The organism is Cellulosimicrobium cellulans (genome assembly GCF_006539945.1).
In the GTDB taxonomy this organism is placed as follows: Bacteria; Actinomycetota; Actinomycetes; order Actinomycetales; family Cellulomonadaceae; genus Cellulosimicrobium; species Cellulosimicrobium cellulans.
Genome location: NZ_BJNZ01000026.1, coordinates 12,037 through 26,258 on the forward strand (window position 1 = coordinate 12,037; position 14,222 = coordinate 26,258).

Genomic DNA, 14,222 nt, shown 5'->3' on the forward strand with positions numbered 1-14,222 from the left:
GTTATATGGATCACCATATGTCCGGTCGAGCCGGCCGCGATCGCGCAGAGCACGGCGCGGCCGCTGGCACGAGGCCATCGCCCCCGACCAGTCCCGGGAGGCCCGCCTCGGCCCCGCCGCCCCTCGGCTCTCCCGAGACCGTAGGCCCACGGGCGAGGTGTGGTGGTGCCCACGGCCGGAAGCGCGAGCGACAGACCGCAGCCACCTCGCTTCGCGGAAAGGCGAAGGGCCCCTGGTCGGCATTTCTGCTGACCAGGGGCCCTTCATTTTGTAGCGGGGGCAGGATTTGAACCTGCGACCTCTGGGTTATGAGCCCAGCGAGCTACCGAGCTGCTCCACCCCGCGTCGGTGATCACTACTCTACGTGAGGTTCCGGACCAGGCCAAATCGGGTGGACGAGACGTGGGTCACGCCAGGACCTCCACCCCGAACGCGAACTCGCGCACGGCCCCGGGCTCCAGCCGCACGTCCGCGGCGCAGTCAGCGCGGTTGAACGCGTCGGTCAGCGTCTCGACGGGCTCGATCGCGACGGCGGCCCGCTCGCGCCGCGCCAGGCCGTCGCCCGTGTACACGTGGACGAGCCCGCGGTCCTGCCACACGGCGAGCCCCTGCCCCGTCGCGGGGTCGCGCACGAGCGTCCGGGAGCGGCCGTCGGCGTCGGTGCGCAGGTCGCCGAACGCGTGGTCGAGCCGCACGCCGGCGAGCGGCAGCGGCCCGACGCCGTCGATCGCGCCGAACGCCTCCGCTCCCGTGAGCGGCAGCAGCCCGGCGTCCGTCACGACGGCGCGCCGCGCGGGGACGGCCAGCTCGAGCCGGTCGATCGTGCCGTGCCCCGGGACGCGCAGGTACGGGTGCCACCCCAGGGCGACGGGCGCGGCGGTCGCGCCGACGTTGCGGGCCCGCAGCGTGACGCCCAGCGAGCCCGCGTCGAGCACGTACTCGACCTCGAGGGTGAGCGCGAACGGGTAGCCCGCGTGCGCGTCGGGGGCGACGGACGCCCGGAGCGTGACCGCCACCGGTCGCGCCGGGTCCCCGTCCGCAAGGTGCGCCGGGTCCTCGTCCCGGTCGACGACCGTCCAGTCGAGCGTACGGGCGAACCCGTGCATGGTGAGGGGCTCCCACGGCAGGACGGGCGGCACCTGGTGCCGGACGCCGTCGAACACGTACTGCCCGTCCGCGAGACGGTTGACGAACGGCGCCATGAGCGCGGACCGCGCGGCGTCGTGCGCGGCGACCTCCGCCTCGTCGGCGTACCCGTCGACGAGGTCCTCGATCCGCACGGTCCCGTCCCGCCCGCGCCACGGGGCGCGCCAGGCGAGCACGGCCGCACCGCGCAGCGCCACGACGAGCTCGGACCCCGACGGGTGGTGCAGGCGCACCGCAGGGACGGCCGAGGTCGTGTCGCTCGCCACGCTGAAAGCGTTGCTGCAAACCGTTGCAGTGGTCACGAGGAGCGATCCTCCCGCCCGGCGGACGAAAAGACAACTCCGGCACGACGCCGGACGGGCGGGGACACCTGGTGGTGTCCCCGCCCGTCCGTGGTGAGCGTCGTCCGGCAGAGGCCGGCAGCGGCCGTCAGCCTGCCGACGACTCCGTGTCGAGCGACTGCTCCGCCGCCAGCGCCGCCTCGAGCGCCTGCTGGAGCCGGTCCTGCGCCTCGCCGTACGCCGCGAAGTCGCCCTCGGCGAGAGCCGCCTGACCGTCCTCGATCGCCTGCTGCGCCTGGCGCAGCGCCTGGTCGAGCTCGGCGCGGGCGCCACCGTCCACCGTGCCGCCGTCGGCCGGCGGCGCCGGCTCCTCGGTGGCCGGCGGCTCCGTGCCGGGGTCCGTCGTCCCGGGGTCGGTCGTGCCCGGGTCGGTCGTCTCGCCGTCGGCCGGCTGGTCCGGGACCTCGGTCTCGACCCCGCCGTCCGCGTCGCCCGCGTTCGCGCCCGAGTCGCCGCCGAACACCTGGTCCAGCGCCTCGTCGAGCGTGTCGGCGAAGCCGATCTCGTCGCCGAAGGACACGAGCACCTTGCGCAGCAGCGGGAACCGCGTGCCCTCCGTCGACTGCACGTAGACCGGCTGGACGTACAGCAGGCCGCCGCCCACCGGGAGCGTGAGCAGGTTGCCGTTGATGACCGTCGAGTCACCGCGTCGCAGCGCGAGGAGGCCGTCCGCGGCGGTCGGGTCGGTGTTGAAGTTGTTCTGCACCTGACCCGGTCCGGGGACCGTCGCGTTGCGTGGCAGCTCGAGCAGCCGCAGCGTGCCGTAGTCCTCCGACCGCACGCCCGCCTCGTTGCCCGGCTCCGCGTCCACCGCGAGGAACCCGGTGAGGATGTTGCGGTCCGAGCCACCGCCCGGGATGTACGTCGACATGAGCGAGAACGTCGGCGCCTGCTGGCTCGGCATCTGCAGCGTGAGGTAGTACGGCGGCTGCAGCGGCTTGACCTGCCCGCTCGCCGTCGGGTCCTCCGGGCTGCGCCAGAAGTCCTGACCCGAGAAGAACTCGTTCGCGTCGTCCACGTGGTAGCTCGCGAGCAGCGTGCGCTGCACCTTGAACAGGTCCTCGGGGTAGCGCAGGTGGCTCATGAGGTCGCCCGAGATCTCGGAGATCGGCTGGAGCGACGTCGGGAACACCTGGGACCACGCCTGGAGCACCGGGTCCTCGGCGTCCCACGCGTACAGGTCCACGGAGCCGTCGTACGCGTCCACGGTCGCCTTGACCGAGTTGCGGATGTAGTTCACCTGCTGCGGCGCGAGCGCCTCGACGGAGTTCGCCGCGACGAGCGAGTCGCGCGTCGAGTCCTCGAGCGACTCCGACGTCGAGTACGGGTACGCGTTCGACGTGGTGTAGCCGTCCACGATCCACTTCACGCGGCCGTCGACGACCGCCGGGTACACGCGCCCGTCGAGCGTGAGGTACGGGGCGACCTTCGCCACGCGGTCGCGCGGGCTGCGGTCGTAGAGGATCTGCGACTCCTCCGTGACGCGGTCGGAGAAGAGGATCTGCTCGGAACCGAACTTCAGCGCGTACAGCACCTTGTTCATGAATGACCCGACGCTCGGGCCACCCTCGATCTCCTGCGTCGGGAACGTGTTGTTCACCTGACCGCCCTCGTCGTCGACGGGGTAGTCGAGCTCCCACGGGTCGCGCCCCTCGGGCGCGCCGACGATCGAGTACTGCGGCGCCTCGGGCGAGAAGTAGATGCGCGGCTCGTAGCCGCCCGCGTCCGTGAAGGCGCCCGTCGACGGGATCGATCCCTCGTAGAAGGCGGGGCGCCCGTCGGGCCCGATCTGGTTGCCGTACGCCGCCACGACGCCGAAGCCGTGCGTGTAGACGGTGTGGTCGTTGACCCAGTTGCGCTGGTCGGCGCCCAGGCCGTCCTGGTTGAGCTCGCGGACGGCGATGACGGTGTCGCGGCTCTCCTCGTCGATCGTGTACCGGTCGACCGACAGCGACGGCGAGAACTGGTAGTACTGCTTGTTCTGCTGGAGCTGGCTGAACGAGGGGCTGACGATCTCCGGGTCGAGCAGGCGGATCGACGCCGTGGTGTCGGCGTCCTCGCGCAGCGCGCCGGCCTCCGCCTCGGTCTTCGCGTTGTACTGCTCCGTCTGCACGTCGTCGATCCCGTACGCGGCCTTCGTCGCGTCGATGTTGCGCTGGATGTACTCCTCCTCGAAGTCCTGCGCGTTCGGCGTGACCTGGAAGCGCTGGACGACGCTCGGGTAGATGCCGCCGATGGCGATGGCCGAGACGACCATCAGGCCGACGCCGATCGCGGGCAGGCGCCAGTTGCCGCGCACCGCCGTCACGACGAACAGCGCCGCGACGAAGAGGGCGACGACCGTGAGGATCGCCTTGGAGGGGATGACCGCGTGCACGTCCGCGTAGGACGCGCCGTCGAACTTGGCGCCGCCCGAGGTGAGGATCGAGTACCGGTCGAGCCAGTAGTTGGCCCCGATGAGGACCAGGAGCAGCGCGGCGGTCACCGAGAGCTGGACGCGCGCGGCCGTCGTCGTGCGCGGGCCCGCGTCGGAGCCGCCGCCGACGCGCAGCCCGCCGTACAGGTAGTGCGTCGCGACCGCGGCGATGCCCGCGATGATGACGACCGCCATGAGGAAGCTCACGACGAACCGCAGCGCGGGCAGCGTGAAGACGTAGAACGAGAGGTCGATGCCCCACTGCGGGTCCGTCGTCCCGAACGGCACCGAGTTCATCGCCAGCAGGACGGTCTGCCACTGCGACGCCGCGGCCGCTCCGGCGAAGAAGCCGACGAGGGCGGGCGCGACGATCATGACGACCTTGCGCAGCGGCTCGATCGCCTCGCGGTACTGGTCGAGCGTCGCCTGCTCGGGCGTCGACGGCGCGTAGATCGGCCGAGACCGGTACGCGAGCGAGAACGACAGGAAGACGAGCCCGCCCATGACGAGGAACCCGGCGACGAACAGGGCGATGCGCGCGCCCCACTGCGTCCACAGGACGTTCGCGAAGTCGAGCTGCCGGAACCACAGCACCTCGGTCCAGAACTGGGCGAGCAGGAGCAGGAGGACCACGAGGGCGCCGACGACGGCGATCGCGATCCCGATCGGGCTCCGGCGCCGGGCGGGCCGCCCCCCGGAGGACGGCCGGCGGGGCGCTGCGGCGAATGACACGGTGGGTATACCTCTTCGGTCGTGGCTCGGGCGTGCACCGGGGTCAACGCCCGGTCCTCCCTCAAGGTTCCCACGGCCCGCGGCCTCGTGGGGGACGTCACGACCGGGTCACCGCCCGCCCACCGCCGGTCGGCGCGCGATGGGGGACCATGGGGGCATGCCCCAGCCTGACGACGCCGCCCCCTCCCCCGCCCCCGACCCGGTCGCGCCCGGCGGCCCGACGCCGCAGCACGCGCTCGCGCTCGCCGTCCACGAGATCGAGGCGCACGCCGCGGACGCCGGCTGGGACGCCCCGCCGCGGCTCTTCGCGCTCGTCGCGACGGCCGGGGCGCTCGCCGCCGACCCGACGCTCGCGGACCGGCTGCCGCCCGACGTCGTCGCGGCGGCCACGGCGGACCCGCACCACCTCCTCTCGATCGAGCAGGAGGGCTTCGCCGTGGAGGGCGACCTCGAGGACGGGCTCGCGCACGTCGCCTGGCCCGCGACGGTCGACGGCACCGCGCTCGTCGTCGAGCGGATCGTCCTGCCCCCGGCCGCCGAGGAGGGCGTGCCCGACGACCCCGACGCGGCGCTCGACTACCTCACGTCGCACCCCGACCGGCAGGACGTGCGCCTCGCCGTCGGGGTGCTGCGCGACGGGCCCACCTGGTGCGCCGTCCGGTCGCGCGCGCACGACGCGGCCACCGACGTCGCCGGCGGCCCCGACCTCGTCCCCGGCCTCGTCACCGCGCTGCGCGCGACGCTCGAGGACTGACGCGACCGGCCGTCGTCAGCGCGCCTCGCACGTCGCGAGCGAGTCGCCCTCGCCCGCGCCGATCGCCTCCATGGCCGCGCGGGCGTCGGCCAGCGTCGAGACCGCGGCGACGTGCAGGCCGTCGGGCACGTTGCCCACGACCTCCGGACAGTTGGCCTGCGGCGCGAGGAACCACGTCGCGCCGTCGCGCAGGGCGCCGTACAGCTTCTGCTGGATGCCGCCGATCGGGCCCACGTCGCCCTCGACGCTCATGGTGCCCGTCCCCGCGATGACGACGCCGTTCGCCTCGTCCTCGGGCGTGAGCCGGTCGACGATGCCGAGCGCGAACATCGTGCCCGCGCTCGGGCCGCCGATGTCCTCGATCTGGATCGACACGTCGACCGGGAAGTCGAAGGTCGGGTCGATGAACACGCCGAGCAGCGCGGTGTCGCCGCCGTCGGTCGTCGTCACCGTGAGGTCGGTCTCCTTGCCGTCGCGCAGGACGCCGAGCGTCACGTCGGCGCCCGGGTCGACCGCCTCGAGGCCGTCGATGAGGTCCTGGTACGTCGGGACCGGTGCGCCGTCGAGCGCGACGATGACGTCCCCCGGCTCGACGACACCGTCCGAGCCGCTGTCCGGGACCGCGGCCTCGACCGTGAGCGTGGCCGGCACCTCGTACCCGAGCTCGGTGAGCGCCGCGACCGTGGCGTTCTCCTGCGAGGAGATCATCTCGGCCTGGCCCTGCTGCTCCGTCTCCTCCTTGGTGCGGCCGGTCGGGAACACCTCCTCGACGGGGCGCACGCTGCGCGAGCGGTCGAACCAGCCCTGGACGACCTGGGCGAGGTTCACGGGATAGCCCGGGCCGCCCGCGACGGAGACGGTGGTCAGGCGCAGCTCGCCCGTCGAGTCGAAGGTCTCGGCGCCCGTGATGGAGATCAGCGGCGTGCCGTCCTGCTCGCCGAGCGTGTCCTCCGTCGGCCCCGGCGACCGCACCGCGTACGGCGCGGGCAGGATCGCGAGGCCTGCGACGAGCAGCGTCGTCGCGAGCAGGGAGATGCCGAACGTCAGGGACCGGCGGGTCACGGGCGGCGGGTGCTGCTCGTCCTCGGCGAGGAGGGCGTCGAAGGAGGGGGCGTCGCTCACCGGGACATCATCCCCGAGGATGCTGGGATCTCCCTGCCGACCGCGCCCGCGCTCCCCGACCTGCCGGCGTCGGCCGGCGGTCAGGGGCGTCGCGACCGGGCCTGCCGCCACACGGCCGCGGTCCCGAGCACCGCCACGGCCGCTCCCGCGGCACCGAGGGCTGCGGCGTCACGACCCCCGAACCGCAGCCCCGCGACGCCCACCCGACCGCGTACCTCCGCGAGCAGCACCTCCAGCGCCGCGGCGCCCGACCATGTCGGCGACCACCCGGCGTCGTGCAGGCGCCCGGCCGCGACCGACCACGGGTGCACCACGAAGGCCAGGTCGCTCGCCGGAGACGGCAGCACCCCGACCCGGTGCAGCCGTTCGGCCGCGCCGAACGCGGTCGCCGACGGGAGCTGGACCGTACGCAGGCCGGCCGCCGCGGCCACCGTCTCGGAGTCGAGCGCGTCGGGGAGCCCGTCGCGCAGCGGACCGGCCGTCAGCCCGCCGACGAGGCCGCCGTCGAGCGCGACACGGACCGCCGCGACGACGTCCTCGACGTGCACGAGGTGCCATGTCCGCTCCCCGCCGCGGACCGTGAGCAGGCGCGGGGCCTCGAAGTGCCGCGTGAGGAGCGTGTCGATCCCGGGCCCGACGACCACCACCGGCCGCACGAGCCCGAGCGGCACCCCGCTGAGCGCCTCGCGCAGCGCGTCCTCGAACGCGGCCACGTCCCCCGCGAAGCCTGGTCCGTCGTCGACGGCGACCGGGTCGTCGTCCTCGATCACCGCGCGGCCCGGCGCCGCCCCGTGCACGGCGGCCGAGGTCACCGCGACGACGTGCTCGATCCCCGCGGCGACCGCGGCCTCGCCCGCGCGCCGCCCGAGGAGCGCGAGCCGGGCGCGCTGCTCGGCGTCGGTCTTCGCACGCGGCGCCCCGAACTCCCCCGCCGGGGCGACCACGACGAGCCGGCGCGCGCCGTCGGGCCACCCCTCGGCGTCCACGGGCGACGCCTCGGCCGCGCCCAGTCCCCGGCGGACCGCGTCCGCGACCTGACCGACCCCGACGACCACGACGGGGTCGCGCGGAGGCGTGACGGGCCGGACCACAGGGTCCTCCCCCTGTTCGCCCGGGGGCAGTCCCCCGGGGGGGACCACGTCGCTGCGCCGTGAGCGAACCCGGCCCTCGGACATGGCCCAGCCCCCGTTCTCGGCGGTCGATCGTGGTTACGGTGATCACCGACGCTACCGTGAGGAGTCGCCATGAGCAGCCTTCCCCCCGACCGCACGCCCGGACCGGACGACGACACGCCCTTCGACCCGCGGTTCGAGGAGCTGCTCCGCTCGATGCTCGGACCCGACGCGGACGAGGCGCTGCGCGAGCTCCGTGCCCGCGGCCTCGACCCCCAGGCGCTCGCGGCCGGGGGCGCCGCGGACCCCCAGCTCTTCCAGCACGTCCTCGCGCAGGTCCAGCGGCTGCTGTCGACGCCGAGCGACGGCCCGGTGAACACGGACGTCTCGCACGACGTCGCGCGCCAGGTCGCCGTCGCCGAGGGCGACCCGTCCGTCACGGCGGCGCAGCAGCGGGCCGTGACCGAGGCGCTCTCCGTCGCCGAGCTGTGGCTCGACGCCGTCACCGACCTCCCGCCGTCGGGCGGGCGGGCCCAGGCCTGGAGCCGGTCCGAGTGGGTCGAGCACACGCTCCCGGCGTGGAACGAGCTCGTCGCGCCCGTCGCGGCGTCCGTCGCCGAGGCGCTCGCGACGGTCCTGCGCGACCAGCTCCCGGAGGGCCTCGGCGACGACCCGTCGGCGCTGCCCGGGGTCGGGTTCACGCTCCCGGGCCAGGTGCCCGGTCTCCCCGCGGGTGCGCTCGGGCTGCCGGGCGACCCCGCGGCGCTCATGCAGCGCCTCGGCTCGGCCGTCTTCGGCATGCAGGTGGGCCAGGCGGCGGGCACGCTGTCGCGCGAGGTCTTCGGTGCCACCGACGTGGGGCTCCCCCTGCTCGACCAGCCCGGGACCGTCCTCCTGCCCACGAACGTCGAGGCGTTCGCCGAGGGTCTGGACGCCCCCGACGACGAGGTACGCCTGTTCCTCGCGCTCCGCGAGGCGGCCCACGCGCGACTCTTCACGCACGTGGCGTGGCTGCGCGGCCACCTGCGCGGCCTCGTCGACGCGTACGCGCGCGGCATCACCATCGACCTGTCGGCGCTCGAGTCGCAGCTCTCCGACGTCGACCTCACCGACACGGACGCCCTCCAGCGCGCCCTGTCCGGCGGCGTCTTCGGGCTCCAGAACACTCCCGAGCAGCAGGCCACGCTCCTGCGGCTCGAGACGACGCTCGCGCTCGTCGAGGGGTGGGTGGACGAGGTGACGGCCACCGCCGCCCTCCCCCACCTGCCCCACGCGGTCCCGCTGCGCGAGATGCTGCGCCGCCGGCGCGCCGCAGGAGGCCCCGCCGAGCACACGTTCGCCACCCTGGTCGGCCTGGAGCTGCGTCCCCGACGCTCGCGCGACGCGGCGGCGCTGTGGGCGCTCATCGCCGCGCAGTCCGGGTCGAGCGCGCGCGACGGCGTCTGGGACCACCCCGACCTCCTGCCGGACGCGACGGACCTCGACGACCCCGCCGGCTACGAGAGCCGACGGGCCGTGACCCGCATCGAGGAGGCCGACGTCGACCGCGCGCTCGAGGAGATCTTCCGTGCCGCCGAGGGTGCGGGCGGCGCGGAGCCCCCGACCGGGACGACGGACGACGCGACCGACGACGGGCCGACGGACGCGGGCGGCAGCGCGCGCTGAGCCCGGGGCGTCCTGCCGCTCAGGGACCTTCCGACGTCGCGTCGGCCGCGAGCCCGGCGTCCTCCCCGGAGGCTCCGGGCTCGTCGCCGTCGGGTTCGAGGTCCGCGTCGCGCGCGAACGAGACGCCCTCCAGGAAGCCGCGCGCCCGGTCCGTCCGCGGGTACGGCTCGAGCAGCTTCCAGAACCCCGGGCCGTGGCCGGCGTGGAGCAGGTGGGCGAGCTCGTGGAGCAGCACGTAGTCGAGCACCCAGGGAGGCATCCCCCGCACCCGGGTCGAGATGCGGATCGTCCCGTCGATGAGGGTGCACGACCCCCACCGCCGGTCCTGGTTCCCGGACCAGCGCACGCTCGTGGGGTGCGCGCGGCCGCCGAGGTACTTCTCGGACAGCTCGACGGCGCGACGCTCGAGCTCGTCGTCGGAGGGGCGTCTCCGCCGCTCGGAGTCGGCCAGGCGGTCGAGCATGCGCTGGACCCACTCGCGCTCCTGGGCGCGGGTGAAGCGCGCCGGGATCGCGACGATGGTGCGCTCGCCGTCGCGGTAGGCGCTCACCGTGCTCTTGCGTCGGCGGCTGCGCCGAACCTCCACGATCGTCTCCCGGACCACGCTCAGACCGTAGTGGTTCTGGCCACGAAAAGGCAGGGCCCCACGCCGCGTGGTGGGGATTCCCGCGCCACGCGGTCGAGCGGACGTCGCGAGGAGCTGTGCTCCCGGTCAAGGAACCGCCCGTGGAGCGTCGTCGAGGTCTGCCTGTGGACAACGCGGGTCGGAGGGCGCCGCCGTGCCACGCTCGTCACGGGCGGCCGACCGTGCCACCCGCCCCACGACCCGCGGAGGACACGTGCAGCGACGACGCGTGCTGCGACCCGAGGCCCCGCTGCTCCGGCGCGCCCCGGGCGAGGTGCAGGTCGGCACCGACCCCCGCTGGTCGGTCCGGCTCACCGGGCTCGAGCCCGCTGAGGAGGAGTGGCTGCGCGCGCTCGCCGCGCCGTCGGCCCGGCGCGGCGAGGGCGTCGAGGCCGGGACGCCGTCGCCCGGTCGCCGGGCCGCGCTCGTCCGGCTCCTCGAGGAGGCGCACCTGCTCGTCCCCGCCCGCCGACGACGCCCGGTCTCGCCCGCGCCGGGCCACGGCGAGGCGGACGCGGGCGTGCTCTCGGCGCTGCGGCCCGACGGCGCCGGGCACCGCGTGCTCGCAGCCCGCGCCCGGGCGACCGTCGCCGTCGTCGGGCTGGGGCGGGTCGGGGCCGCGCTCGCCGTGCACCTCGCGACGGCCGGCGTGGGCACGCTCGTCCTGGAGGACCGCGGCACGGTCCTCGCCACGGACGTCGGGGTGGGCGCGTACCGGTTGCGCGACGTCGGAGCGCCCCGCGACGCCGCGGTCCGCCGGCTCGTCGAGGAGGTAGCCCCCGGCGTCGTCGTCACCTCGGGCGTGGACGCGCGCCCCTCGGCCGACGTCGCCGCGGCGGCGGGGTCACCCGGCCTGCTGCCGGACGTCGTGGTCGTGGTCGAGCACGGCGCGGCGGACCCGGGACGGGTCGGGAGGATCGTGGGAGAGGGAGTGGCGCACCTGTCGGTCGTGGTGCGCGAGGCCGACGTCGTCGTCGGACCGTTCGTCCGGCCGGGCCTCGACCCGTGCCTGACGTGCGTGGACCTGCACCACGCGGACGCGGACCCGTGCTGGCCGCAGCTCGCGCGGCAGCTGCGCGATCGGAGCGTGCGCGCGGTCGAGGAGTCGTCGCTCGCGGCGTCGGCGGCCGCAGTCGCGCTCGGTCAGGTCCTGGCAGCCCTGGACGGGCTGGTGCCCCGCGCAGCCACGGCCCGCATCGAGATTCCTGCTCCCGATGCGGTGCCGCGGCTGCGCGCGACGGGTCGCCACCCGCGGTGCGGGTGCGACGAGCTGGCGCGCACGCCCCCGGACGGGGCGCCGCTCACCATGTCAGGCCGCCGTCGAGGCGCCGACTGACGCCCCGGCCTCGACGCGCCCGGCCTCCTGCGCCTGGCGCTCGGCCTCGCGGGCGAGCACCTCGGCCTTGCTCGGACGGCCGCGGCCGCGCTTGCGCGCGACGACGACGCCGTCCACGAAGACCTCGCCGCCCCAGACACCCCAGGGCTCGCGACGCTCGATCGCGCCGGCGAGACAGCCCTCGACGAGGGGGCACGTGCGGCACAGGGCCTTGGCCTCCTCGACCTCGGCGGACCGCTCGGCGAACCAGAGCTCCGGGTCGTTGGTGCGGCAGGGCAGCAGACCCGCGAGGAGACGGTCGAACTCCGCGGAGTCCTTCTCGCCGAGGGGCGTGGCCAGCGGTTGGTGGGGGACCCAGGGGCCGGATCCGCCCTGGGCAGTGATGTTGTCGAGCAGCGCGGTGAGCCGCACGATGTCCTCCAGTGATGTCCTGTCGTGGGTGTGAACGTCGTCGTCACAGGGCCCCGAGGACAGCGGTCCCCGTCATGGGAGAGACGGGAGAGACCGGTGATCCTCATCGGCGGACGTGCTCTGGAGAACACGAAGGCCACGGGTCCGAGACGGACTCCGCGGCCTGGAAGGTTCTGGTCGGTCAGACCAGACGTGTCCTGGAGGCGGAGTCGGGAGCGGGGCGGGTGACGAAGGTGCCGCCGCGGTGCGCGGTTGCACGCGGACGGAGTCCTCCTGGCGTGCCCGTGCAGACGGACGCGTTATCCAGCAGGTTCGCCATGGCGATCTGGTTCTTCATCAGCTTTCCCACCCCCTCTCTCCGTTCGAGGCCCGCCTCCCGGCGCGCCCCTCTCCATCAGGACTCGTCGACCATATGACGCGCGTCGCGAGACGCACAACTTATTTACGGGAATTTCTTCGACGAGTTTCTCGAACCCTCCTCGGAGCCGAGAACGGCTCCTCGTCACCGCTCCGCGCGGCCCACGATGTCCAGGATCGTCGCGCCGTACCGCTCGATCTTCGCGGGCCCGAGCCCGTTGATGCGGGCCAGCGCGGCCGTGCTGGTGGGCCGCGTCTCCGCGATCGCCGCGAGCGTCGTGTCGACGACCACCGTGAACGCGGGCTTGTCGGTCTCCTGCGCGACCTGGCGCCGCCACTCGCGCAGGCTCTCGAACAGCTCGCGGTCGTACTCCCCCGTCAGCCGCGGCTTCGCCTGCCCGGAGCGTGGCCGGCGCGTGCCGTGCGCGCCCGGCTCGTCGGGCCACAGCCCGTCGAGGAAGCGGGTCCGGCGCCGTGTCGCGCGACCACCCGGGTTGCGCGACCGCGCGAACGACAGCTCGAGGTGCTCGCGAGCGCGCGTGATGCCCACGTAGAGCAGCCGCCGCTCCTCCGCGATCGCCTCGTCCGTCTCCGCGAGCGAGATCGGCATGAGGCCCTCGCTCACGCCGGCGAGGAACACGGCGTCCCACTCGAGGCCCTTGGCCGCGTGGAGCGAGGCGAGCGTCACGCCCTCCACGGTCGGTGCGTGCTGCGCGGCGGCACGCTCGTCGAGCTCGGCCACGAACGTCGCGACCGTCGGGGCCGGCCCCTCGGCCGCCTGCGCGAGCGCCGCGACGTCGTCGGCGAGCGCGACGAGCGCCTGCGTGGACTCCCACCGCTCACGTGCCGCACCGCGCGCGGCGGGCGGCTCGGGGGCCCACCCGGCGGCGGCGAGGACGTCGCGCACCGTCTCCGGCATCGCGACCTCCGGGTCGGCGGACCGGGCCGCGCCGCGCAGGAGCACGATCGCGTCGCGGACCTCCTTGCGCTGGAAGAAGCGCTCGCCGCCCCGGACGAGGTAGCCGATGCCCGCGTCCGCGAGCGCCGACTCGAACGCCTCCGACTGCGCGTTGGTCCGGTACAGGACCGCGATCTCGCTCGCGCGCGTCCCCGCGGCGAGGAGCCGCGCGATCCGCTGGGCGATGCCGGTGGCCTCCGCCTCGTCGTCGTCGTACGCGGTGAACGCGACCGGTGGGCCGGCGGGCCGCTGGGCGACGAGCTCGAGCGCCTGGTGCGCACCGCCCGCGCGCCCGGCGCGCGCGAGGAGCTGGTTCGCGAGGTTCACGACCTGCGGCGTCGAGCGGTAGTCGCGCACGAGCCGGATGACCTGGGCGCCCGGGTGCGTGCGCGAGAACGTGAGGAGGTGGTGCGGCGTGGCGCCCGTGAACGAGTAGATCGTCTGCGACGGGTCCCCGACGACGCACAGCTCGTCGCGTCCCCCGAGCCACTGGTCGAGGACGAACTGCTGGAGCGGGGAGACGTCCTGGTACTCGTCGACGACGAAGTGGCGGTACTGGCGCCGCACCTGGTCCGCGACCCCGCCCTGCGTCGAGAGCATGTCGCCCAGCATGAGGAGCACGTCCTCGAAGTCGATGACCGACCGCTCGGTCTTCACGTCCTCGTACGCCGTGATGAGGCGCGCGACCGTCTGGTGGTCGTAGCCCGCGGGGGGCTCGCGGTCGATCGCCTCGCACGCCCGGACGTAGTCGTCGGCGGTGACGAGCGAGACCTTGGCCCACTCGACCTCGGACGACAGGTCGCGCACCGCGACGCGGTCGACGCCGACCCCGAGGCGGCGCGCGGACTCGGCGATCACCGGGGCCTTGTGCTCGAGGATGCGCGGCGGCGCCCCGCCGACGACCTTGGGCCAGAAGTAGCCGAGCTGTCGCAGCGCCGCGGCGTGGAACGTGCGCGCCTGGACGCCCGTCGCGCCGAGCTCGCGCAGGCGGGTGCGCATCTCGCCCGCGGCCCGCGCGGTGAACGTCACGGCCAGCACGCTCGTGGGGGCGTACACGCCCGTGCGGACGCCGTAGGCGATGCGGTGCGTGATGGCGCGCGTCTTGCCCGTCCCGGCGCCGGCGAGCACGCACACCGGGCCGCGCAGCGCGACGGCGACGTCGCGCTGGTCGGGGTCGAGCGCGTCGAGGATCTCGTCGGCGGTGCGCAAGGACGGCGGACGTGAGACCGGTGGCGTGGACATCACCC

Annotated in this window: 10 protein-coding genes and 1 tRNA gene; 3 read left to right on the forward strand and 8 right to left on the reverse strand. The window is 74.6% G+C overall.

The features are described from left to right. Positions 1-271 precede the first annotated feature (271 nt). The 3 genes from CCE02nite_RS16240 to CCE02nite_RS16250 all read right to left on the reverse strand — a co-directional run bounded on the left by CCE02nite_RS16240 (position 272) and on the right by CCE02nite_RS16250 (position 4,635). A tRNA-Met gene (locus CCE02nite_RS16240) sits at positions 272-345 on the reverse strand. 62 nt (positions 346-407) lie between these two features. Beyond that, the gene (locus CCE02nite_RS16245) at positions 408-1,412 is read right to left on the reverse strand and encodes an aldose 1-epimerase (RefSeq protein WP_170227346.1); all 1,005 of its coding nucleotides are present in this window, start codon (positions 1,410-1,412) and stop codon (positions 408-410) included. Positions 1,413-1,575: 163 nt separating this feature from the next. After that, positions 1,576-4,635: a UPF0182 family membrane protein gene (locus tag CCE02nite_RS16250; protein ID WP_141390669.1), complete on the reverse strand. Its 3,060-nt coding sequence runs from the start codon at positions 4,633-4,635 to the stop codon at positions 1,576-1,578. A 157-nt stretch (positions 4,636-4,792) separates the two neighbouring features. Here CCE02nite_RS16250 and CCE02nite_RS16255 point away from each other — a divergent pair, with 157 nt between their 5' ends. Then, positions 4,793-5,389, forward strand: a complete 597-nt coding sequence (locus CCE02nite_RS16255) for a PPA1309 family protein (RefSeq protein ID WP_255318914.1) — start codon at positions 4,793-4,795, stop codon at positions 5,387-5,389. Between the two features lie 15 nt (positions 5,390-5,404). Here the strand turns inward: CCE02nite_RS16255 and CCE02nite_RS16260 are convergent, their stop codons facing one another. Continuing rightward, a complete protein-coding gene (locus CCE02nite_RS16260; protein WP_141390670.1) occupies positions 5,405-6,511 on the reverse strand; it encodes a YlbL family protein in 1,107 nt (368 codons plus the stop codon). Positions 6,512-6,591: 80 nt separating this feature from the next. After that, positions 6,592-7,602 (reverse strand): Rossmann-fold NAD(P)-binding domain-containing protein, encoded by a 1,011-nt coding sequence (locus CCE02nite_RS16265; protein ID WP_141390671.1) that lies wholly within the window; start codon positions 7,600-7,602, stop codon positions 6,592-6,594. Positions 7,603-7,755: 153 nt separating this feature from the next. On the opposite strand from CCE02nite_RS16265, the gene CCE02nite_RS16270 reads away from it, so the two are divergent. Continuing rightward, a complete protein-coding gene (locus tag CCE02nite_RS16270; RefSeq protein ID WP_141390672.1) occupies positions 7,756-9,288 on the forward strand; it encodes a zinc-dependent metalloprotease in 1,533 nt (510 codons plus the stop codon). 19 nt (positions 9,289-9,307) lie between these two features. On the opposite strand, the gene CCE02nite_RS16275 is transcribed toward CCE02nite_RS16270, so the two are convergent. Then, positions 9,308-9,892: a YgjP-like metallopeptidase domain-containing protein gene (locus CCE02nite_RS16275; RefSeq protein ID WP_255318915.1), complete on the reverse strand. Its 585-nt coding sequence runs from the start codon at positions 9,890-9,892 to the stop codon at positions 9,308-9,310. A gap of 250 nt (positions 9,893-10,142) precedes the next feature. Here CCE02nite_RS16275 and CCE02nite_RS16280 point away from each other — a divergent pair, with 250 nt between their 5' ends. Beyond that, entirely contained in the window at positions 10,143-11,249 is a 1,107-nt protein-coding gene (locus CCE02nite_RS16280) for a ThiF family adenylyltransferase (RefSeq protein WP_255318916.1), read from the forward strand. On the opposite strand, the gene CCE02nite_RS16285 is transcribed toward CCE02nite_RS16280, so the two are convergent. Next, a complete protein-coding gene (locus CCE02nite_RS16285; RefSeq protein ID WP_082918948.1) occupies positions 11,223-11,660 on the reverse strand; it encodes a WhiB family transcriptional regulator in 438 nt (145 codons plus the stop codon). The two genes, CCE02nite_RS16280 and CCE02nite_RS16285, sit on opposite strands and share 27 nt — an antisense overlap. Before the next feature lie 502 nt (positions 11,661-12,162). Beyond that, positions 12,163-14,217 carry an ATP-dependent helicase gene (locus CCE02nite_RS16290; RefSeq protein ID WP_141390674.1) on the reverse strand — a complete coding sequence of 685 codons (2,055 nt, stop codon included), beginning with the start codon at positions 14,215-14,217 and terminating at the stop codon, positions 12,163-12,165. Positions 14,218-14,222 lie beyond the last annotated feature (5 nt).

What these genes read in the sequence shown, in the direction of transcription:
- CCE02nite_RS16255 (WP_255318914.1), top strand. Translation starts at nt 4,793, where the DNA reads ATGCCCCAGCCTGACGACGCCGCCCCCTCCCCCGCCCCCGACCCGGTC.
- CCE02nite_RS16290 (WP_141390674.1), bottom strand. Translation starts at nt 14,217, where the DNA reads ATGTCCACGCCACCGGTCTCACGTCCGCCGTCCTTGCGCACCGCCGAC.
- CCE02nite_RS16270 (WP_141390672.1), top strand. Translation starts at nt 7,756, where the DNA reads ATGAGCAGCCTTCCCCCCGACCGCACGCCCGGACCGGACGACGACACG.